This is a genomic window from Methylobacter tundripaludum (genome assembly GCF_002934365.1).
GTDB lineage: Bacteria > Pseudomonadota > Gammaproteobacteria > Methylococcales > Methylomonadaceae > Methylobacter_A > Methylobacter_A tundripaludum_A.
Genome location: NZ_PTIY01000001.1, coordinates 114,423 through 134,592, shown reverse-complemented (window position 1 = coordinate 134,592; position 20,170 = coordinate 114,423). Strand labels below are relative to the sequence as shown.

Below are 20,170 nucleotides of genomic sequence, written 5' to 3'. Positions count from 1 at the left end.
TAGGGTACGCATCGCGCACCCTATATGGCTTAATCCCTGAAGTTTTCAAACTGCAACGGCATTTCCAGGTTTTCCGCTCTCAGCATTTTAATCACTTCTTGTAGATCATCCCGGTTTTTGCCGGTCACCCGGACCTGATCGCCCTGAATGGCGGCCTGGACCTTCAGTTTTTTGTCCTTAATCAGTTTAACGATTTTTTTGGCCAGCGCCGAATCCAGGCCCTGTTTCATGATAATTTCCTGGCGCACCGTTTTACCGCCGGGCTTAGGGTCGCCCACATCCATGCAGGCTATATCCACGCCGCGCCGGCTGAGTTTAGAACAGACAATACTGAACATTTGCTGTAACTGAAACGTCGATTGAGACGTCATAATCAGTTTGTCATCGGTCAATTCAAAGCTTGAGTCGGTGCCCTTAAAATCGAAGCGCGTGGTGACTTCTTTATTGGCTTGATCAACGGCGTTTTTAATTTCGTGCTTGTCAAATTCAGAAATAATGTCGAAAGAAGGCATGGTCGATTACAAAACAAGGTAACAAAAGGCATTCAACTATAATGATCTTTGCCGCATTATTCAACACCGTTCACCCTTGCGTGTATGGGGAACGGTGATCGACAGCCGGGGCAACGATCGGCCAAAGCGGCGGGCGAAAACGTGTTGCCCATTATCCTCAAGACTAAAACAAGCTACCCCACATCTGATCGACTTTCTTGACCACTTCGGGCGACATCACGATAGTCCTGCCCCATTCCCGGTTGGTTTCTCCCGGCCATTTATTGGTCGCGTCGAATCCCACTTTGGAGCCCAAGCCTGAAACCGGCGAGGCGAAATCGAGATAATCGATCGGCGTGTTTTCCAGTATGGTCAAATCCCTGGCGGGATCCATGCGGGTAGTCATCGCCCAGATCACATCCTGCCAGTTGCGGACATCGACATCGTCGTCGACGACAATCACGAACTTGGTGTACATGAATTGCCGCAGGAACGACCAGGTGCCCAGCATCACGCGTTTGGCGTGACCGGCGTATTGTTTTTTCATGCTGATCACGGCCATGCGGTAGGAGCAGCCTTCCGGGGGCAGGTAAAAATCGACGATTTCCGGGAATTGCTTTTGCAAAATGGGCACGAACACCTCATTTAACGCAACGCCCAGGATCGCCGGTTCATCGGGCGGCCTGCCGGTATAGGTGCTGTGATAGATCGGAGCCTGTCGCTGGGTGATTCTTTCGATCGTGAATACCGGGAAATCGGCGACTTCGTTGTAATAGCCGGTGTGGTCGCCGTAAGGGCCTTCGGCGGCGAATTCTCCGGGATAAATAAAGCCTTCCAGCACGATCTCGGCGCTGGCCGGGACCTGCAAATCGTTAAGCAGCGATTTGGCGACTTCGGTTTTGCTGCCGCGTAATAAACCGGCGAACGCGTATTCGGACAGGGAATCCGGCACCGGCGTGACGGCGGCCAGTATCGTTGCGGGATCAGCGCCCAAGGCCACCGAAACAGGAAACGGCTGGCCGGGATGGGCGGCCTGGAATTCCTTGAAATCCAGTGCGCCGCCCCGGTGCGCCAGCCAGCGCATGATGACCTTGTTTTTACCGATGACTTGCATGCGGTAAATGCCGAGGTTTTGCCGTTCCTTGTTCGGGCCTTTGGTGATGACCAGCGGCCAGGTAATCAACGGTGCGGCGTCTTCCGGCCAGCAGGTCTGGATGGGGTAATCGGCAAGATCAATCTCGTCGCCTTCCCGAACCAGTTCCTGGCACGGCGGGGAGCTGATTATTTTGGGCGCCATATTCAGCACTTGCTTGAACACAGGGAATTTCTCCCACGCGTCTTTCATGCCTTTGGGCGGCTCGGGTTCTTTCAGGTAAGCCAGTAACTCACCGATGCCGCGCAATTCGGTGACGGATTCCGCGCCCATGCCCATTGCGACTCGGCGCGGCGTGCCGAACAGGTTTGCCAGCACCGGAATGTTCGCGCCTTTGGGGTTTTCAAACAGCAATGCGGGGCCGCCCTGTTTTAAGGTGCGGTCGCAAATTTCGGTCATTTCCAGATAGGGATCGACTTCAATGCTAATGCGTTTGAGTTCGCCCTGTTTTTCCAGTTGCTTGATAAAGTCGCGCAGGTCTTTGTAGATCATGCCGCGATACCGTTATGTCTGAGTAATGCGTCGATGGTGGGTTTGCGGCCGCGGAAGTTGATAAATAACTCCATTGCGTCCTGGCTGCCGCCTTTTTCAAGGATATTGGTCAAAAAGGCGCGGCCGGTGTCCTGGTCAAAAATACCTTTTTCCTCGAACAGCGAAAAAGCGTCGCTGGACAACACTTCGGCCCATTTGTAGCTGTAGTAGCCTGCGCCATAACCGCCGGCAAAAATATGCGAGAAGCTGTGGGCAAAGCGGTTGAATTTGGGCGGCCGGACAACGGCGACCTGTTCCCGGACCTGTTCCAGGGTTTCATAGATGCGGCCGCCTTTTTCTGGGTCGTAGTCGCGGTGTATCCTGAAGTCGAACAGGCTGAATTCCAGTTGCCTGACCATGATCATACCGGCCTGGAAGTTTTTTGCCGCGATCATTTTGTCAAACAACGCATCCGGCAATTTCTCGTCGGTTTGATAATGGCCCGACATCAGCGCCAGCGCTTCCTGTTCCCAGCACCAGTTTTCCATGAACTGACTGGGCAGCTCGACCGCATCCCATTCCACGCCGTTAATGCCGGAGACGCCCAGATGATCGACCTGGGTCAGCATGTGGTGCAGGCCGTGGCCGAACTCATGGAACAAGGTGGTCACCTCGTCATGGGTCAATAATGCCGGTGTGTCGCCGGTCGGCGGGGTAAAGTTGCAGGTCAGGTAGGCGACCGGGGTTTGAATGGTGTCGTCGGATCGCTTACGGCTGACGCAATCGTCCATCCAGGCGCCGCCGCGTTTTTTGGCGCGGGCGTAAAGGTCGAGATAAAACCGGCCGCGCAGCTGGCCGCTTTGGTCATGGATCTGGAAAAAACGCACATCGGGATGCCAGCTGTCGAAATCGCCGATCTCGGTGATTTGCAGGCCGTACAGTTTTTCCACGATCGCAAACAGGCCGGGCAGGACGCGGGTGATTGGAAAATAGGTTTTAACTTCTTCCTGCGACAGCTGGTAAAAATGCTGGCGCATTTTTTCCGAAAAATAGGCCATATCCCAGGATTGCAGGTCGTTAATGCCGTAATGCTGTTGAGCGAATTCTCGCAGTTCTGCCAGGTCCTTGCGCGCATGCCGCCAGGATCGGTCGGCCAAGTCTTCCAGGAAATGGGTCACGTCATCCGGCTTTTCGGCCATTTTTGCCGCCAGCGACAGTTCCGCGTAATTGTTGAATCCCAGCAAACGGGCTTTTTCATGGCGCAGGGCCAGGATTTTTTCCATGTTTTCGCCGTTGTCCCACTGTCCGGCATGCGGGCCTTGGTCGGAAGCGCGGGTGGCGAAGGCTTCGTAGTGTTCGCGGCGTAATTCGCGGTTGTCGGCGTAAGTCATGACCGAAATATAAGACGGGAATTGCAGCGTGATCATCCAGCCGTCTTCGTTATGGCTCTCCGCCGTTTGTTGGGCTTGGGCCAAAGCGGATTCGGGCAGTCCGGCCAGATCGTCCGCATCCCTGATCAGCTTGCTCCAGGCGTTGGTTGCATCGAGCAGGTTTTCTTCATAGTTGCTGGCAAGCGCCGATAATTCCTGGCTGATGTCTTTGTAGCGCTGTTTTTTCTCGTCATCCAGGTCGATGCCGGACAGTTTGAAATCTCTCAAGGCGTTGCGGATGATTTTTTGCTGGGCGGTGTCCAATGTTGCAAATTCTTTGCTGTCGGCAATAAAACGGTAAGCCTTAAACAAGGCTTCGTTTTGGCCCATTTCAGTCGAGTAGGCGCTGAGCTTGGGCAGGCAGGCGTTGTAGGCGTCGCGCAGCTCGTCGCTGTTGACGACCGAGTTCATGTGGCTGACCGGGGACCAGGCTTTATTCAGCCTATCGTCCACATTTTCCAATGGCTCGACCAAGTTTTTCCAGGTGTAATGTTGCGTGGCCTGGAGATGTTGTTCTACCGACGAACGGGCTTCGGCCAACAGCTGGTCGATGGCGGGTGCGACGTGTTCCGGTTTTATTTGGGAAAACAACGGCAGAGGGGTGTTGGCTAATAAAGGATTGTTCATAGTGGTGTCAGGAAAGAAAGTTCATGGCTGCGTTGATCCGGTGCTTTGCTTTGTGCAGTACGTCCAAAGAAAAGTCTGGGGTTAGTTTGCTGTTTTTAAGTTTGGTGTAGGCAGGTATCGAGTTCAGGTAGGGTATTTCCTTTGCCCGGCTGGTGCCGAAATAGCTGTGCAATTTGGCCAGGATGACTATGTCGACCAGATTTAATTGATCGTCTCCGCTTTCGTAGAACCAGTCTTCGGCGTATTTGGGGATGTCGGCTAATTCCTGGGCAAAACCCAAGGTGTGCAGCACCAGCGAGCCGACCGGCGGGTTCAAAAACGGGATGGCCGAGTCCAACACATCTAAATTCGGGTATTCATTTGGATACTGCTCGGCAAAATGCAACACCGGTATCGTGCCTATGTCGCTGATCAAGCCGGCCAATAAGGCGTCTTCCGGGTTCGGCGAGCCGTTTTCTTGGGCAAGAACAAAGCTCAAGCTGGATATATAGAGGCTGTTTTTCCACAAGGCTTGCATTTTTTCCATCAGTTGCAGGTTTTGGCACCGGAATAATTGTTTCAGGCTGATGCCCATGACCAGTTTGCGCGTTTGATCCAGCCCTAATCGGGTGACAGCGGCATGACAGTTAGTGACCGGTGACACGGGCGAGTATAGCGGACTGTTGGCAAGCTGGATCAGTTTGGCGACGATCGATGCATCTACACCGATGATTTTAACCACCTCATTGATGCCTAAATCCTGCTCCATCGCTTCTTTCAATCTTAAGGCGACATTGGGCAATGAGGGCAGGCTTAACTTGTTTTCCCGGTAGGCCGCCGAAAAACTGCTGAAAAAACGGTTTCCGGCGATTTGCTCGGGCAGGTCGATCTCAATGAGTTCCAAAGCGGCCGGTTGTTGGAGGCCTTTACCCGACCAGCGGCAGATGAATTCGCCTGAAATCGCCAGAATAGTGATGTTCGTTTTGGCGAAGGCCGTTGCACCGCAAACCTTGCCGCTATTGAGCGGCAGATTGGCAAGCGATGACGCGGCGGACAGGGTGTAGCGGTTGTCGCTATTCGGTTGAAGCTCAACGATTCCTTTAAGCAGATAAAAAACCGAATTGGTTTTTTGGCCCAGTCTAAAAATCACAGAGCCCTGAGTATAAGTGAGTGTCGTGTGAACCAGTTGCTCAACATAGGCGTCGTCCATGTCTCGAAGCGGGGCCAGTTTTTTTAACGTTGCCAGCGGCACTTTCTTATATTCGGTGGAGACGGGTTCCGAACAGGTAAGCGGATTATTTGGGCCGGTGGGGAGAGTTATGTCGGGTTTTGTTTTCGGGAGAGGCGTTTGGGAGCGCGGGGAGAGAAATAACTTGGAAAACCAATTCATGATGACATCACGTGTTATTGTTTGAAATGAATTGTAATGGCTTAATGCTGGGCGTCGTGAGCGTCAAGAAACAGGGCTGTTTTGGAGAGGTGATCGTGCCAACTGAGCTGGTTTTTATCAATAAGAATCCACAAAATACCCAGTCCAAAGAATCCCCATGATACGATGGCGGCTACGAAACGGAGCAGCGCTTGTTTCCAGCTGATGGGTTCCCTATCCAGAGTAAGCACTTTTATTTTCCACGCGCGTAAGCCCAATGTCTGCCCGCCATGAGTCCAAAACCAAGCGTAAAACAGGAAGCTGACTAGCAGTAGGTACAGGGGGAAAAAGAACTGTTGGGCAGTAAACGCCCTGCCACCATTGAAAGGAAGCAATAGTGCGGTCGCGACAAATAAAACGGCAATCAGCAGCAGCAGGTCGTAAAATGTTGCTGCGAGACGACGTAAAAAACCAGGTCTGGAAATGTGGACATTGCCTGGTTTTTGCGGCGTATTCTTTGCTGGCTCGACCAATTAAACTTTAAATAAGGCTAATTTTTGACCAAAATACATGCACATCGCCATTAGCGCTCCCAGCATTAACAGGGAAAATAAAAACGGCGGTCTATGAAACAGAAGAATGAAAAAATCTGTTGCAAAAAGGCTGGTTAACAAAGGTTGGTCAATTAAGCTATTAAGAATCTTTTTGAACATAACAAATTCCAGTCAAGCACGCTAATGTTTGTGCGAGTGTTTAAAAAATGGTGGTCTGATTTTTTTATCTGGCGTGTGCAATATGTTTTAATTGGTTACTCGTAAAAATCAGAGTGCTGATTCTACTCCATTCAAAAGGGGAATGTAAAAGAAACTTGCGGATTGGGTTAGAATTCATTAGCAATGATATAATCAAAAATAATTAGAAAAATAAACAGGGTGTAAAGACTATTTTAAACTTCTTTAAAAAAATTATTGGCGTAGCCAGAAACGAGACTGTACCGGTTGCCGGACAAGTCAAAGTGTATTCGCGTGCGGAACATAATATTTCACGATCCCAGATCAGTGAAAACGCGCTGAAGGTTCTGTATCGGCTGCAAAAAGAGGGCTTCGATGCTTATCTGGTCGGCGGTTGTGTGCGCGATTTGCTGTTGGGGCGGGAGCCCAAGGATTTTGATGTCGTCACCAATGCCGACCCTGATCAAGTCAGAAAAGTATTCCGCAATTGCCGGTTAATCGGGCGCAGGTTTCGTCTGGCGCATGTGCATTTTGGCCGGGAAATTATTGAAGTTGCGACTTTTCGGGGCGCGGGAGAAGAGCAAAACGACAAGCAGGTACTCAACAAGGAAGGACGCTTATTGAGGGATAATGTCTACGGTACGATTGAAGAAGATGTTTGGCGCAGGGATTTTACCGTTAATGCACTCTATTACAATATCAAGGATTTTTCGGTGGTGGATTATGTCGGCGGCATGGCTGATCATAAAGCCGGGATGCTCAGACTTATCGGCGATCCCGAAATGCGCTTTCGTGAGGATCCGGTGCGCATGTTAAGGGCGGTGCGTTTTGCCGTTAAACTCGGCTTTAAACTGGATCCTGAATGCGAAAAAGCGATACACAACGACGTCCAGCTACTGGCCGACATACCATCCGCCCGTCTATACGATGAAGCAATCAAGTTGTTTTTATCCGGCTATGCGTTGCAAACTTTTGAAGTGCTCAGGCACTACGGTCTTTTTCAAGTGCTGTTTCCCGCCACGGAAAACAGTTTGGCGGTTGAAGAAGACGGCTTTCCCCGCTTGTTGTTGATTAAGGCTCTGGAAAATTCGGATAACAGGATAGCCGAGGGAAAAACGGTTACGGCTTACTTCTTATTGGCGGCCTTTTTGTGGGAGCCTGTGCGGATACTGGCCAAAGCAAAAATGGCGCAAGGCGAGATTGAAGTTATTGCCTACCAGGATGCGGCCAGCGAAGTTATTGCCAGACAGATCAGGAGTACGGCGCTTCCGCGCCATATCAGCATGGCTATGCGCGAGGTTTGGAGCTTACAACCCAAATTTAACGCGCGTATCGGCTCCAAACCCAGCCGCTTGATCGGGCATCCGCGCTTTAGAGCCGGTTATGACTTTTTGTTGCTGCGCGCCGAGACAGGGGGCGTCGATCCTGAGCTGGCCGAGTGGTGGACCCGGTATCAGAATGCCGATGAAAATGAGCAAAGAAAAATGACTCAGCCGCCGCGCCGTGGCCAAAACAGCAAGGCAGGACGTAAACGCAGCTATCATAAGAAAGCTAAAGATAGTGCGCCCAAAACAGAGTCTTAACGTATTTGATACCTATGAAAAATCCAGAAACTGACTCGGTCGCCGTTTATATAGGTTTGGGCAGTAATCTTGCCAACCCTGCCGAGCAAATAAAATCAGCGCGCACGGCAATCACGCAAATAGACGGGGTTAAGGAGCTGGCATTTTCCAGTTTGTATCATAGCGCTCCTATGGGACCGCAAGATCAGCCCGATTACGTTAATGCGGTGATGTGCATCGAAACGCGCTTGCCTCCCATCGAGTTGCTGCGTTGCCTGCAACATATAGAAAACGATCAGGGCCGGGTAAGAAAAGCTGAGCGTTGGGGGGCAAGAACGCTGGATCTGGATATGTTGATCTACGGCGATCGGACTATTGAGTTGCCTGATTTGACAGTACCTCATGTCGGTATTGCCGAAAGGGCTTTTGTTTTGTACCCCTTGTATGAAATTGCTCCGCAATTACGAGTGCCGGGGAAAGGCGATATTGCCGATTTGCTTGCCAAGTGTCCCTTGAACGGACTGAAGCGGTTGGATTAATTCCTCTGCCGTAGTAAAGTCTGCATCCCTCTGAAAAAAATGAACTCATATTCTTCCCCTGCTACGCTAAAGCCGCTGTCAATTATCGATCTGGCCGCGATGAAACAACGCGGCGAGAAAATCTCGTGCTTAACGGCTTACGATGCAGGTTTTAGCGCATTAATCGACAAGGTCGGCGTCGATATGATGCTGGTCGGGGATTCGTTGGGCATGGTTATACAGGGCCATGCGACCACGCTCCCGGTCACCGTCAGGGACATGGTTTATCATACTCGGTGCGTCAGCAATGCCAGGCAGCGAGCATTTATTATCGCCGATCTGCCGTTCATGAGTTATAGCACACCGGTTATTGCAGCCAAAAATGCGGCCAAATTAATGCAGCTTGGCGGCGCTCAAATGGTTAAGCTGGAAGGGCCTAGAATCGACTGCGTCAGTTTTCTGGTCGATCAGGGCATTCCGGTCTGCGGGCATTTGGGTTTGCTGCCGCAATCGATTAACCAATTGGGCCGTTATAAGGTTCAGGGCAAGGATCGCGCAGCTGCCGAAAAAATGCTGGTTGATGCCCATCAATTGCAGCAAGCGGGTGCGGGACTGCTGCTGCTGGAGTGTGTTCCAGCGGTCTTGGCTAAAGAAATCAGCTCGCAGTTAACGATTCCTGTGATAGGTATCGGCGCCGGTGTCGACTGCGACGCACAGGTGTTGGTGCTTTATGACATGCTCAATATCGGTACCGTCAAGCGTCCGCGATTTTCCAGGAATTTCATGAGCGGCGCAGCGAATATCGAGGAAGCGATTAATGCCTATCATCAGGCGGTCAAGCAGTCCCTGTTTCCAGCGACTGAACATAGTTTTTAAGGTTTATGCACATAGTTAATGCCATATCAGAATTACGCGATGCCGTTGGGGCGTGGCGAGCACTGGGACAGAGCGTTGCATTGGTGCCGACGATGGGTAATCTGCATGCGGGGCACCTGGCGCTGGTCAACGAGGCCAAAAACAAAGCGGACCGGGTGGTCGTCAGTATTTTTGTCAACCCTACCCAGTTTGGCGTCGGCGAGGATTTTGAGACTTATCCCCGTACCGAACGTGAAGATCAGGAAAAGCTTAATGCCGCCGGCGCGGATTTGTTGTTTCAACCGGCTGTTTCAGAGATTTATGCGCCGGATGCCAAAACCGTTGTATCGGTAAGCGGCTTATCTGAACAGTATTGCGGCGCGTTCAGGCCGGGGCATTTTGACGGGGTTGCGACAGTTGTTTGTAAATTATTCAACATCGTGCAACCGGATGTCGCTTTATTCGGATTAAAAGATTTTCAGCAGTTGACGGTGATACGGACGATGGTCAGGGATCTGAATATTCCTGTTGAAATAATCGGAGTAGATACAGTCCGCGAAGCAAGCGGCTTGGCAATGAGCTCCAGAAACGGTTATTTAACCGTAGAGGAAAAAGCTGTCGCCTCAAAACTGTATCAAACCTTGTGTGATGCGCGTAATGCTGTTTTAGCTGGGCATTTGTCTGATCAGGAAATAGAGAGCAGGGCGTTGCTGTTTTTGCAGGAATCCGGTTTTCAGCCGGATTATTTTAGCGTGTGCAGAGCGAGCGATTTAAAAAAAGCAGACGTAGATGATAAGGAGCTGGTTTTGTTGACGGCGGCGCGCTTAGGCAAAACCCGGCTAATCGATAATATTTATTTTTCCAGATAAGCCATAGCAGGATTTGTAGGGTTTGGAAAATGCTAAAAGTTGATGCATTGTTGCTATTAATGGATAATGCGCGGTTCTCAAAGGTATTTATATAGTTTTTTATTATGCAAATCACGATGCTTAAAGCGAAATTACATAGGGCCACGGTGACTCATTCGGAATTGGGTTATGAGGGTTCTTGTGCGATTGACGGCAATATTCTCGACTTGTCTGGTATTAGGGAATACGAGCAGATACAGATTTACAACATCAACAATGGCGCGCGTTTTACGACTTATGCCATTCGTGCGGAAGAAGGATCAGGGTTGTTCTCTGTTAACGGCGCCGCCGCCCGTCTGGCGTGCCCCGGCGACCTGATTATTGTTTGCGCATTTGCAATATTGGATCAACAGGAAGCGGAAAATCATAAGCCCACCCTGGTTTATTTCAATGAAAAAAATCAGGTTCAGCGTTCAGCCAGTTCCATTCCCGTTCAAGCCGCTTCTGCTTGATAGCCTATTTTTTCGGGCAATCCCAACGCATGAATCAAAGGCGGAGCGTTCGTGTCGAGGTTTTTGAGTGTCCCGCTTAATGCCCTGGATTCTACATATTACAAAACTGCCGCTAAAAAGCGGCAGTCATATAGCTGTTTAAGTCCGCCGCTAAAAATCAGCTGCCGCACTTTTTTGAGGTGGCATTCATTATGCCGCTCTATACGCTTTCAGAAACATTGATTTCATTGCTGGTGTCAGTCAGCGTGATGCTTTGCTCTACTTGGGTAAGCACTTTCTGCAAACCGATTCTTTTAGAGCAATTAATGACTAGCGGCGATTTGATCGAACCTTTAATGGTCGGCTGGTCGGATTCGTCTTTATGCAGAATTATCAGGATAAGAGTGTCGGCTATATCTTCAATTCCTAAAAGGGCTTCTTCGGTATCGTTTAACGCAAAGTTGTAATTGATATTGAAGTTAGACGGTTGCGTAACTGAAAAAGCCAGAGATTCATCATCCAGTGATTGCAGCCAGAAAATGAGTGGATTGTCGCCTTCCTGATGAAACAGCTTGAAGCGGGTTTGGTCTTCAAAGCCCGGGATTCCGTTAGGGAAGCTGAGGACGGTGTTGGGGTCGATGGTTTGTTGGCCGAAAAAGCTTGATTTAATTTCCATAATGAACTCGGGTAGGTGGATGTGAAAAATAAATGTATAGTCTAAAGCCGTCAGTATAGCAAGGTTGCCTTGTAATAAGCTATTTACCAGGATTTCGCCCAGTCGCCAACTCTGATGCCCAGCTCACGGGCCGGGACTTCCAATCTGCCTATCGCGTAACGGGGCGTAATATTGATGATGGTTAATACGCCTGTTGGTTGCTTGTCCCTGCCGACAAAACTCATGCCGCCGTCAACGTTTAAGTCCTCACCGGTTGAGCTATAGACCACCAGTTGATCCCCGACATTAATTCTTTCCTGTGCCCCCGCCTCAATAAATACCTGATTATCCTTGACTTCAATGATGCGCGTTGTAAAGGGATAGCAGCTTAAGGCGCGGCTAATGTCGTTGCTTGCCTGCTCTATAATCTGAGTTATTTTTTCGCCGGTTGAAGTCGAGTTAAAGCGTTCGCTGCCTACCGTATAGGATGAGGGTATCCATACATCGCCGATCACCGTGTCCACATAACGTTGCTGGAAGATTAATGCGCCGGTAAACCCGTCATGCACATAAACATCGATACCGATTCCGCGTCTGGCTATAACATCGCGCGCCAAACTTCTGGCGAATGCCAAAGGTCCGGCGCCGCTGATGTATTCGGTGGACTCGACTTCCAGATCCCTAATCACGCCCGACAGTACAAATTGCACGCCGTTCGATGCGGCTATCTGCATTAGTTTTGACGGATGATAGGCTGTGCGGTCTTGTAATTCGGGAGCTAGGTCGGGTCTTGGGTATAAATTGATATTGGCGGAGTTACTGACTATAAAGTTGCCTGATTCCATTAAAAGATTATTAAGTTCACGCGGAATGCCCGTGTGCAAATCCTGGGTTTCGTGAGCGCTCATTTGCCCTTGATTGGCTAAAGGGAAACCGGTTGCGATAATGCGTTTGCGATAGTGGGGCGAGCAGGAATTGTCGGCGGACAACTCCACCGTGGCTATAACATGATAGATATTATCGGTAGTCCATTCCTTGAGGATTTTAGTGTTGTTCACCGCAGCAGCGGTGCGCATGGACACGGCGTCTATCGAAACGTTATTTTGATCGATTAAAGTCTGGCTGTGAACATTAACGGACCCTTGCATGGATGCCTGCCGGATGGCATCCTGCAACGCCTGTTTTTTGGCTAATAAAGGCGCGCTTTTATTAATAGCGGCTTGACCTTCAGCGGTGACTACCTTGACATCAGGATTAGCCTGGGGTTGAACGGCAGCGCACGATTGGGTTAATAAACATGCGATCCATAGGTATTTGAGTAATATTTTTGCCATTCATCAAACCGGTCTGTTGCGGTAAACAGTTACGACGTTGCTGCATGATCGCCATTAGATACTATTTGTTACAATTTTAAAAGCGTGCGTTCCGGCCGTCACCGTTTTTCTACAGAAACGCACAGAATCGCGATGTCATGGCGCGGATTATTTTCGATTAAATCCCTTGGTTTTTGGATACGTGTAGCAGTCAACCGTGTTGCAGCCGGGACTGATGCTGGATACTGCGGGTGGTGGCGTATAGTCAAAATCGGGCGCCGGATTTCCGGGATTTTGTTGTAGACACTGATTAATCAATTCGCTGGAACCGTTAATGCACTCGTAGAATCGTGGCGTCAAGTCAAGCTCCACAACCGTTTCAAACGTATCGTCGCCGGCGTAGATGTCGCTGTTGATAGCCGTAGTTCTTTTTACTCTTGCGCCGCGCAAGTAAGCATTAAGATAAATCTGATAATTGTCATGGGAGACTTCCGCATTTGCGACCGTAGTCTGTCCGCGCATTTGGATGCCGGTAAGCTGTTCGGCCATACTTCTATAAGCATCCATCTTGGATGCTCTCATAGCCATTAATTTAATTTGCGAACGCGAATACCGATCGCTTTTTTCGACGGTGCCGTAACCCGTCGCGCTTAGCGTTTTATTCGGTAGAAATGCAATCGTTGGCGGCGCTTTCGGGGCAGTGCAGCCGGTCAGCAATAAACCGGCGGCCAGTCCTGCTATGACCAAGGATGATATATATGCCGCCCCCTTGTTGGGAGCAGGTGCGGCGAATGCTGGATTTAAATATTTAGTTTTCACGGTACTCACTCCTGTGTTGTCTTCTTGGTATATCGGCTGATAATGTGATTACTTAAATTTTTTGTAAGCGATTTACCCGAATGAGCAAGTTAGATACTCAATGGCGTAATACGGTAGGATATAAGCCGCTCGCTGCATTGCATCAAAACCTTGTTCTCTGTATCCTGCACCGCATGCAAATAAATCTGATTTCAGTAGGAAACCGTATGCCGGGCTGGGTGCAGCAGGGCTACGATGAATATGCCAAACGCCTGCCCCGTGAATGCGAACTGGTGCTTAAGGAAATTGCGCCGGGCAAACGGACCAAGAACAGCGATGTCGCCAGGATCGTCAAAGAGGAAGGGGAGCGGATGATCGCGGCTATCCCGCAAGGTTCCCATATTGTAACCTTGGACATCCCCGGAAAAACCTGGACGACGCCCGAATTGGCGGAAGCGATGCAGCGCTGGCTGGAAAGCGGTCAGCATGTCTCGCTATTAATCGGCGGCCCGGAAGGTTTGGCGGATTCGGTTAAACAGCTGGCGCGGGAATCATGGAGTTTGTCGAAACTGACTTTCCCTCATCCGCTGGTGCGCATCGTTGTCGCCGAACAGCTTTATCGCGCCTGGAGCATTCTCCACAACCATCCTTATCACCGCTAATGACTGTACAGATTATTCTCGCCTCAGCCTCTCCCCGGCGCAGGGAATTGCTCGATCAGATTAAGGTGACTTATCGCATCAATCCGGTCGATCTTGACGAGACGCCGTTGCCCAACGAAACCCCGTTGGACTATGTGCGGCGGCTGGCCGCCGAAAAATCTGCCGCATGTGTTGCACAGCTGGGCGGCAGTTTGCCGATCCTGGCTGCGGATACCGCCGTGGTTTTGGACGGCCTGATTATGGGCAAGCCCAAAGACCGCGAGGACGCGCTTGCCATGTTAAGGCAGTTGTCCGGTAAAATGCATCGGGTATACAGCGCTGTTTCGCTGAGGGGGCGGGAGCACGGTCAGGCGGTCAGCATTACCGAGGTGAGGTTCAGGCCGTTGGCGGAAAGCGAAATAGCGGCCTACTGGCGAAGCGGCGAACCGGCCGATAAAGCCGGCAGTTATGCAATTCAAGGCTTGGGCGGTGTATTCGTGGAATCGATACGCGGCAGTTTTTCCGGCGTGGTCGGTTTGCCGCTGTTTGAGACTGCGGAACTTTTATCCCGGCAAGGCATAGGGTTTTCAAATGAGTGAAGAAATTTTAATCAACGTGACTCCGCCGGAGACGCGTGTGGCGGTTATTGAAAACGGCGTCCTGCAGGAATTGATCATTGAGCGGACCCGGCAGCGGGGCTTGGTCGGCAATATTTATAAAGGTGAAGTGTGCCGGGTTTTACCGGGCATGCAAGCCGCTTTTGTCGATATTGGCCTGCCCAGGGCGGCTTTCTTGCACCTTTCCGATTTGTGCGCGAAGGATCTGGAAAAAAAAGGTTCGGAAAACATCGAGCATTATCTGCATGAAGGCCAGCATATTATCGTGCAGGTGGTCAAAGATCCGTTGGGCAGCAAAGGCGCACGCTTAACCACGGAAATATCGATTCCGTCGCGGTATCAGGTCTATATGCCTTATGCGCACAATTCCGGCGTATCCCAGCGGATTGAATGCGAGATGGAGCGGGCTCGGTTAAGAGCGTGTCTTGAGGCTTTCAGGCAGGAACATCAATGCGGCGGCTTTATCGCAAGAACCGCGGCGGAATGCGTGGGCGAGACGGTATTGATTGCCGATATGACGTTTTTATTGAAATTGTGGGAGTCGATAGCCGCCAAAATCGCCGGCGCCAAGCCCAAACAGTTTATCCATAAGGATTTGCCGCTGAGCATCAGGACTTTAAGGGACCTGTACCGGGAGGGTATAGAAAGAGTCCGGGTCGATTCAAGGGAAACCTATCAACGTTTGGTTGAATTTGCGGAAATTTTTGCGCCGGAAATCGTGCCGGTCATCGAGCATTACACCGGCGAGTGTCCGGTGTTCGACATTTACAGCGTCGAAGACGAAATTCAAAAAGCGCTGGACCGCAAAGTCAACCTGAAATCGGGCGGGCATCTGGTGTTCGACCAGACCGAATCGATGACCACGGTCGACGTGAATACCGGCGGCTACGTCGGCGGCCGCAACCTGGAAGAGACTATTTTTAAAACCAATCTTGAAGCGGCGCAGACGATTTCCAGGCAGTTAAGGCTACGAAACCTCGGCGGCATCATCATCATCGACTTCATCGATATGCAAAGCGAGGATCATAAAAAACAGGTTTTGCAAGCCTTCGAGCGGCATCTTGAAAAAGACCACGCGAAGACCAACATCACCGAAGTATCGGTGTTGGGGCTGGTGGAAATGACCCGCAAAAGAACCCGTGAAAGTCTGGAGCACATACTTTGCGAGCCGTGCAGCGCTTGCGGAGGCCGGGGCGTGTTGAAGACCGCCGAATCCATGTGCCTGGAAATATTCCGGGAAATTATTCGCGAAGTTCGGCAGTACAAAGTCAAGAAGATACTGGTGCTGGCGTCCAATGAAGTTGTGGAAATGTTGCTGGATGAGGAAGCGGATATGCTGGCCGAATTGGAGGTCTTTTTGGGCGTGCGCATCAAGTTCAGGGCCGAGGCTGAATACAACCAGGAGCAGTATGATGTGGTTCTTCTTTGAGACGAAAGGCGCAAGGCGAAGGGCGAAAGATAGCGGCAAAGCCCGCGAGACATTAAATGCCTTTTTAGCCTTGAATCTTTAGTTATGAACCCTTTACCTTTCGCCTGCCTTTGTGATTCATCATATTAAGCGCGCCACCCGGCACCTCATTTTCTGGTCAGTGATCGCGGCAGCTATCGGCTTGACCGGTATGCGCCTTTTATTATCTGGGATTGAACACTACAAGTCGGATTTGGCGAGTCATGTCAGCGACCTTGTCGGCACCCCGGTCACAATAGGCCGCCTGGGCGCAAAAATGCGCGGTTTTAATCCCCAACTGGTGTTAAAAGACATCACCATTTTATCCGCCGCGTCTGCTGACAACGGGAAACCTGCTATCCAGTTTACCGAAATACGCCTGGGTATTAGCGTGCTGGATATGCTGGTCAGTAGGGATTTATTGTCTTCGTCCTGGGTTACGTTGGTGGGCGCCAAGCTTGCCGTTAAACGGCAGCAGGACGGAAGTGTTGTTATTGTCGGCTTAAAAGCCAGCGATGGGCAGCCGCAGTGGTTGTTGCAGGGAGGAAAGTACGAGGTCTTGCAAAGCGAAATTACTTGGCAGGACGAAACAAGTCACAGTAAACCGCTGTTGTTCAATCAGGTGGACTTGGCAATCCGCAATGACGGCGAGCGGCACCGGTTGAATATGTTGACGAAGTTGCCGGAAAAAGTCGGCGATACTTTAAGGGTATCGATGGATTTTGCAGGCAATGTGTTCGAACCATCGACCATTCAGGGGCGCATTTATATAGACGGAAAGTCCGTCAACTTGCCTGAGTTGGCTGCGTTAGGGCAGGCCTCGGTCGGAGATCAAATCAATATCAATGCCGGCGTCGGCGATTTTAAAATCTGGGCCGATTGGCGGCAATCGCAGTTGGCGTCGATGGATATAGCGGCGCAAATTCAACAGATGAAACTGGTCCGGCAGGGAAAGCCGGAATTTAAGGTCAAACAGCTGGAAACCCGGCTTCACTGGGGAATGAATGATTTCCCCACGGGGGCGAGCAATTCGTGGCGGCTCGATGTAAGCGATTTTGCTCTGGAAACCCAGGACAGCGCCAAAGACGACGTTAAAAAATGGCCTTCCGCGGTATTCAGCGTTGCCGGACAACCTATGGACGATAGCGCTTTGCATAAAATAGCGTTGTTTGTCGAACGGCTGGACTTGCAGGAAGCGTCCGAGCTGGCGCAGTTTTTCGCGCCCTTGCCGGGCGAGCAGGCTGAAGCATTGGCAAAAGCCCGGTTGAAAGGATCGTTGGAAAATTTCTCCCTGTTTGCCGACCTGGATACAAAATCGGTGGCGCTGAACGGCAGGTTTGCCAATATCGGTGTCGCGTCGCTGTCGTCCGTTCCCGGCATAGAGAATTTGACCGGCGGGATCAAGGGCAGCGAAAAGCAGGGCTCTATTACCCTTGCGACTAAAGATGCGTGGTTAACAGGGCCGGACCTGTTCCGTGAAGCTTTACCGGTCAACCGGCTTCAAGGGACATTAGATTGGCGGCAGGCGGAACATGTCTGGTCTGTGTCCAGTCCATCAATTGAATTGGACTCGATGAGCTTCCAGAGCAAAACCCGGTTCCGCGTCGACATTCCCGAAGCCGGCAAGCCCGTGTTTATGGATCTGCAAACTGCATTTACCGGTGAGGACGCCAGCGAGGTCAAGCATTATTTACCGGTCGGCATTATGGATGAAGAAGTCGTTGCCTGGCTGGACCGCGCATTCGTCAGCGGCAGGATGACCAACGGCGGCTTGCTGGTTTACGGCAACCTTAAGGATTTTCCGTTTACCGACGCGCCGGGCGTTTTTGAGGGGGTATTTAATGGCGAGCAGTTCGACTTGTCGTTCGATTCGGAATGGCCCGATATAACCGGCATGAATGCGGAAGTCATGTTCTCGCAGGGCGGCCTCACGGTTAATGTCCTGCAAGGGCAATCCGGCGATGTGTCCATTAAGCAAGCCGAAGTCGCCATTCCGTCGCTGAATAAGAGCAAGCAATTGCTGATCAAGGGCGAGGCAGAAGGAGGTATAGCTCAGGTGCTGGCTTATATGCAGCAAACGCCGTTGAGTTCGCCGGTGGATTCGCTGCTGGAAGCCATTATTCCTCAAGGAAATACCCAAATAGCGCTGGATCTTAAAATTCCATTAACCGACGGTGCGCCGACCAAAGTCGATGGAACGGCGCAATTGAAAGACGCCCGACTGACGGTGAAATCCCTGGATTTGCCTGTCAGTAAAATGAACGGCGAGCTCAAGTTCAATGAGCAGGGTGTTTATAGCGACACCATTAAAGCTGTGGCCTTGGGACATCCGGTACAATTCAACATTAAAAGTTCGGATGTTCAAACCACCGTTAACGTGGAGGGGGAGGTCGGGATTGACGACCTACAGGCGCAATTTGACATGCCCTGGTGGAGCATCGCCGACGGGGAGACGGATTACCGGTTAAAGCTGGGGCTGCCATACGGTGGGGCTGCGGCGGAAGTGTTTGTGGAGTCGATGCTGTCCGGCGTATCCTTGGATTTGCCGGAGTCATTGGCTAAAACACGGGAGCAGAAAACACCGTTGTCGTTGATATTTAGCTTAAACGATAAACAGTTATTGCCGTTGCAACTTAATTACGACAATAAGCTGAAAGCGGCGTTGCAGTTGGATACCAAACAAAAGACCCTTTATTCGGGGCATGTGCTGGTGGGAAATGGCGAAGTCGCCCAGGTTCAGGATGCGGGATTAAAGCTTGAGATCAACCGCGACCGTTTGGCTTTGCAGGATTGGTTGGCGCTGGCTGCCGCCCAGGGCGCGGGGGACGGTGTTACCGAACTGAAGATTCATAGCGATCATGCATTGTGGAAGAAAACCGATATAGGCCTTTTCGATCTGGTCTTGAAGCACAATGACAAGTATTGGGACGGAGCCCTCGCAGGATCATTTGCAAAAGGAAAAGTCCTGATTCCCGCCGACTTCAAAAGCACGGACAGAATCAGTCTGGACATGGCGTTGCTGGATCTTTCGGCATTAAAGCAAATAGGCGCGAAAGATTTCGCCCGTGCTGTTCCTTCGGGCGCTCCGGGAGCAAAGCCGATCCTGGCGGATTTATCTTCGCCCCTCAAGGCGTTATCGCCGGAACTGGTGCCGTTATTGACGATCACCAGCAATAAAACGCTATGGCGCTCGGTCGACTTGGGGCGGTTGTCATTGGAAACCGAGCGTATACCCGGCGGCATGGGGTTCACGAATGTTCAGCTGGCGGGAGAAGAGCAAAAACTGGTTTTTTCGGGCGATTGGACGGCAAGCGGCGGGCAATCGGTAACGCACACCCAAGGCCATTTGGATGTACCGCGCGCAGGGCGGCTGCTGGCAAAGCTCGGCATTACCCAGGATCTGACCGAAACCGAAGCGTCCGTTGATTTTTCCGCCAACTGGAACGCCGCGCCGTATCAATTCTCGCTGGCGGAGCTGAAAGGCGAAGTGGATGTTAACCTTAAAAACGGACGCATTTTAAGCATCGAGCCCGGCTTCGGCCGGGTGCTGGGCATGTTGGCGCTGGCGCAGTGGATAAAACGGGCGCAGCTTGATTTTAGCGACATTTATGAGGAAGGCTTGACGTTCAACAGCATCAAGGGGCATTTCGATTTGGCTCGCGGGATTGCGTCAACCCATGACTTGGTTGTCGACGCCGTTCCCGCAAAAATCGCGATTAACGGGGACACCGATCTTGTTAGCCAAACCGTTGATCACATTGTCGATGTCACACCTAAAAGTGCAGAGGCCGTGCCTATTGCTGGTACAATTATGGGCAAAGTGGCGGCCCTGGTCGGGCGGTCGCTGACGGGCAAAGATCAGGAGGGATTTTTCTTTGGTTCCCAGTATCTGGTAAAGGGCGCGTGGGACAAGGCGGAAATCATTCCGATGCATAAAAACGACGGATTGTTACAGAAAACCTGGAACGGCATTACCGACTTTCCATGGATAGGAAAAGAAGAAACCACGCAGCAGTTAGAAAAACAGAATACGGGTGACGCGGATTTGACTGATAAACACTGATAGAATTATCCAGATAAAACACTTGGCTTCAGCTTTTTAGAAATCCGTTTAACCAGTGTTATCCGTGTTCCCTATATAAAAATTGTATCTGCTGAGCAGTCATAAATTTAA

At 50.9% G+C, this 20,170-nt stretch carries 18 protein-coding genes; 9 read left to right on the top strand and 9 right to left on the bottom strand.

Going from position 1 to position 20,170, the window contains the following annotated elements; translation table 11 throughout:
• Positions 1-29: 29 nt before the first annotated feature.
• From B0F88_RS00655 to B0F88_RS19595, 6 genes are all read right to left on the bottom strand, one after another.
• Positions 30-512 (bottom strand): YajQ family cyclic di-GMP-binding protein, encoded by a 483-nt coding sequence (locus B0F88_RS00655; RefSeq protein ID WP_104422013.1) that lies wholly within the window; start codon positions 510-512, stop codon positions 30-32.
• 163 nt (positions 513-675) lie between these two features.
• On the bottom strand, positions 676-2,136 hold the full coding sequence (ubiD, locus tag B0F88_RS00650) for a 4-hydroxy-3-polyprenylbenzoate decarboxylase (RefSeq protein WP_104422012.1): 1,461 nt from the start codon (positions 2,134-2,136) through the stop codon (positions 676-678).
• Entirely contained in the window at positions 2,133-4,172 is a 2,040-nt protein-coding gene (gene prlC / locus B0F88_RS00645) for an oligopeptidase A (protein WP_104422011.1), read from the bottom strand. The genes ubiD and prlC overlap by 4 nt, the downstream gene beginning before the upstream one ends.
• A gap of 7 nt (positions 4,173-4,179) precedes the next feature.
• Positions 4,180-5,541 carry an HDOD domain-containing protein gene (locus B0F88_RS00640; RefSeq protein ID WP_104422010.1) on the bottom strand — a complete coding sequence of 454 codons (1,362 nt, stop codon included), beginning with the start codon at positions 5,539-5,541 and terminating at the stop codon, positions 4,180-4,182.
• A gap of 41 nt (positions 5,542-5,582) precedes the next feature.
• Complete coding sequence (locus tag B0F88_RS00635) at positions 5,583-6,053, bottom strand: RDD family protein (protein ID WP_104422009.1); 471 nt, start codon at positions 6,051-6,053, stop codon at positions 5,583-5,585.
• Positions 6,054-6,233, bottom strand: a complete 180-nt coding sequence (locus B0F88_RS19595; RefSeq protein WP_104422008.1) for a hypothetical protein — start codon at positions 6,231-6,233, stop codon at positions 6,054-6,056.
• A 251-nt stretch (positions 6,234-6,484) separates the two neighbouring features.
• Between B0F88_RS19595 and pcnB the strand changes: the two genes are divergently transcribed.
• From pcnB to panD, 5 genes are all read left to right on the top strand, one after another.
• Positions 6,485-7,834, top strand: a complete 1,350-nt coding sequence (pcnB, locus tag B0F88_RS00625; protein ID WP_258076529.1) for a polynucleotide adenylyltransferase PcnB — start codon at positions 6,485-6,487, stop codon at positions 7,832-7,834.
• Between the two features lie 14 nt (positions 7,835-7,848).
• Positions 7,849-8,352, top strand: coding sequence for a 2-amino-4-hydroxy-6-hydroxymethyldihydropteridine diphosphokinase (gene folK, locus B0F88_RS00620; protein ID WP_104422006.1), 504 nt, complete (start codon positions 7,849-7,851; stop codon positions 8,350-8,352).
• Between the two features lie 39 nt (positions 8,353-8,391).
• Positions 8,392-9,207 (top strand): 3-methyl-2-oxobutanoate hydroxymethyltransferase, encoded by an 816-nt coding sequence (panB, locus tag B0F88_RS00615; protein ID WP_104422005.1) that lies wholly within the window; start codon positions 8,392-8,394, stop codon positions 9,205-9,207.
• A 5-nt stretch (positions 9,208-9,212) separates the two neighbouring features.
• Positions 9,213-10,055 (top strand): pantoate--beta-alanine ligase, encoded by an 843-nt coding sequence (gene panC / locus B0F88_RS00610; RefSeq protein ID WP_104422004.1) that lies wholly within the window; start codon positions 9,213-9,215, stop codon positions 10,053-10,055.
• Between the two features lie 104 nt (positions 10,056-10,159).
• Positions 10,160-10,546 carry an aspartate 1-decarboxylase gene (panD, locus tag B0F88_RS00605; RefSeq protein WP_104422003.1) on the top strand — a complete coding sequence of 129 codons (387 nt, stop codon included), beginning with the start codon at positions 10,160-10,162 and terminating at the stop codon, positions 10,544-10,546.
• 199 nt (positions 10,547-10,745) lie between these two features.
• On the opposite strand, the gene fliW is transcribed toward panD, so the two are convergent.
• From fliW to B0F88_RS00590, 3 genes are all read right to left on the bottom strand, one after another.
• The gene (gene fliW, locus B0F88_RS00600) at positions 10,746-11,201 is read right to left on the bottom strand and encodes a flagellar assembly protein FliW (RefSeq protein WP_104422002.1); all 456 of its coding nucleotides are present in this window, start codon (positions 11,199-11,201) and stop codon (positions 10,746-10,748) included.
• 83 nt (positions 11,202-11,284) lie between these two features.
• Positions 11,285-12,514, bottom strand: coding sequence for a flagellar assembly protein T N-terminal domain-containing protein (locus B0F88_RS00595; protein WP_104422001.1), 1,230 nt, complete (start codon positions 12,512-12,514; stop codon positions 11,285-11,287).
• Positions 12,515-12,661: 147 nt separating this feature from the next.
• Entirely contained in the window at positions 12,662-13,312 is a 651-nt protein-coding gene (locus tag B0F88_RS00590) for an LPP20 family lipoprotein (RefSeq protein ID WP_104422000.1), read from the bottom strand.
• A gap of 173 nt (positions 13,313-13,485) precedes the next feature.
• On the opposite strand from B0F88_RS00590, the gene rlmH reads away from it, so the two are divergent.
• The 4 genes from rlmH (at position 13,486) to B0F88_RS00570 (ending at position 20,059) form a co-directional block, all read left to right on the top strand.
• Positions 13,486-13,953 (top strand): 23S rRNA (pseudouridine(1915)-N(3))-methyltransferase RlmH, encoded by a 468-nt coding sequence (gene rlmH / locus B0F88_RS00585; protein ID WP_104422277.1) that lies wholly within the window; start codon positions 13,486-13,488, stop codon positions 13,951-13,953.
• The gene (locus tag B0F88_RS00580; RefSeq protein WP_104421999.1) at positions 13,953-14,531 is read left to right on the top strand and encodes a Maf family protein; all 579 of its coding nucleotides are present in this window, start codon (positions 13,953-13,955) and stop codon (positions 14,529-14,531) included. Before rlmH ends, B0F88_RS00580 begins: the two co-directional genes overlap by 1 nt.
• Positions 14,524-15,978, top strand: a complete 1,455-nt coding sequence (gene rng, locus B0F88_RS00575; RefSeq protein WP_104421998.1) for a ribonuclease G — start codon at positions 14,524-14,526, stop codon at positions 15,976-15,978. The genes B0F88_RS00580 and rng overlap by 8 nt, the downstream gene beginning before the upstream one ends.
• A gap of 112 nt (positions 15,979-16,090) precedes the next feature.
• Entirely contained in the window at positions 16,091-20,059 is a 3,969-nt protein-coding gene (locus B0F88_RS00570) for a YhdP family protein (protein ID WP_104421997.1), read from the top strand.
• The last annotated feature ends 111 nt before the right edge of the window (positions 20,060-20,170 follow it).

Excerpts from the sequence above, each read along its gene's own strand:
- B0F88_RS00655 (WP_104422013.1), bottom strand. The coding sequence starts at position 512 with ATGCCTTCTTTCGACATTATTTCTGAATTTGACAAGCACGAAATTAAA.
- ubiD (WP_104422012.1), bottom strand. The coding sequence starts at position 2,136 with ATGATCTACAAAGACCTGCGCGACTTTATCAAGCAACTGGAAAAACAG.
- prlC (WP_104422011.1), bottom strand. The coding sequence starts at position 4,172 with ATGAACAATCCTTTATTAGCCAACACCCCTCTGCCGTTGTTTTCCCAA.
- B0F88_RS00640 (WP_104422010.1), bottom strand. The coding sequence starts at position 5,541 with ATGAATTGGTTTTCCAAGTTATTTCTCTCCCCGCGCTCCCAAACGCCT.
- B0F88_RS19595 (WP_104422008.1), bottom strand. The coding sequence starts at position 6,233 with ATGTTCAAAAAGATTCTTAATAGCTTAATTGACCAACCTTTGTTAACC.
- folK (WP_104422006.1), top strand. The coding sequence starts at position 7,849 with ATGAAAAATCCAGAAACTGACTCGGTCGCCGTTTATATAGGTTTGGGC.
- panB (WP_104422005.1), top strand. The coding sequence starts at position 8,392 with ATGAACTCATATTCTTCCCCTGCTACGCTAAAGCCGCTGTCAATTATC.
- panC (WP_104422004.1), top strand. The coding sequence starts at position 9,213 with ATGCACATAGTTAATGCCATATCAGAATTACGCGATGCCGTTGGGGCG.
- panD (WP_104422003.1), top strand. The coding sequence starts at position 10,160 with ATGCAAATCACGATGCTTAAAGCGAAATTACATAGGGCCACGGTGACT.
- fliW (WP_104422002.1), bottom strand. The coding sequence starts at position 11,201 with ATGGAAATTAAATCAAGCTTTTTCGGCCAACAAACCATCGACCCCAAC.
- B0F88_RS00595 (WP_104422001.1), bottom strand. The coding sequence starts at position 12,514 with ATGGCAAAAATATTACTCAAATACCTATGGATCGCATGTTTATTAACC.
- rlmH (WP_104422277.1), top strand. The coding sequence starts at position 13,486 with ATGCAAATAAATCTGATTTCAGTAGGAAACCGTATGCCGGGCTGGGTG.
- B0F88_RS00580 (WP_104421999.1), top strand. The coding sequence starts at position 13,953 with ATGACTGTACAGATTATTCTCGCCTCAGCCTCTCCCCGGCGCAGGGAA.
- rng (WP_104421998.1), top strand. The coding sequence starts at position 14,524 with ATGAGTGAAGAAATTTTAATCAACGTGACTCCGCCGGAGACGCGTGTG.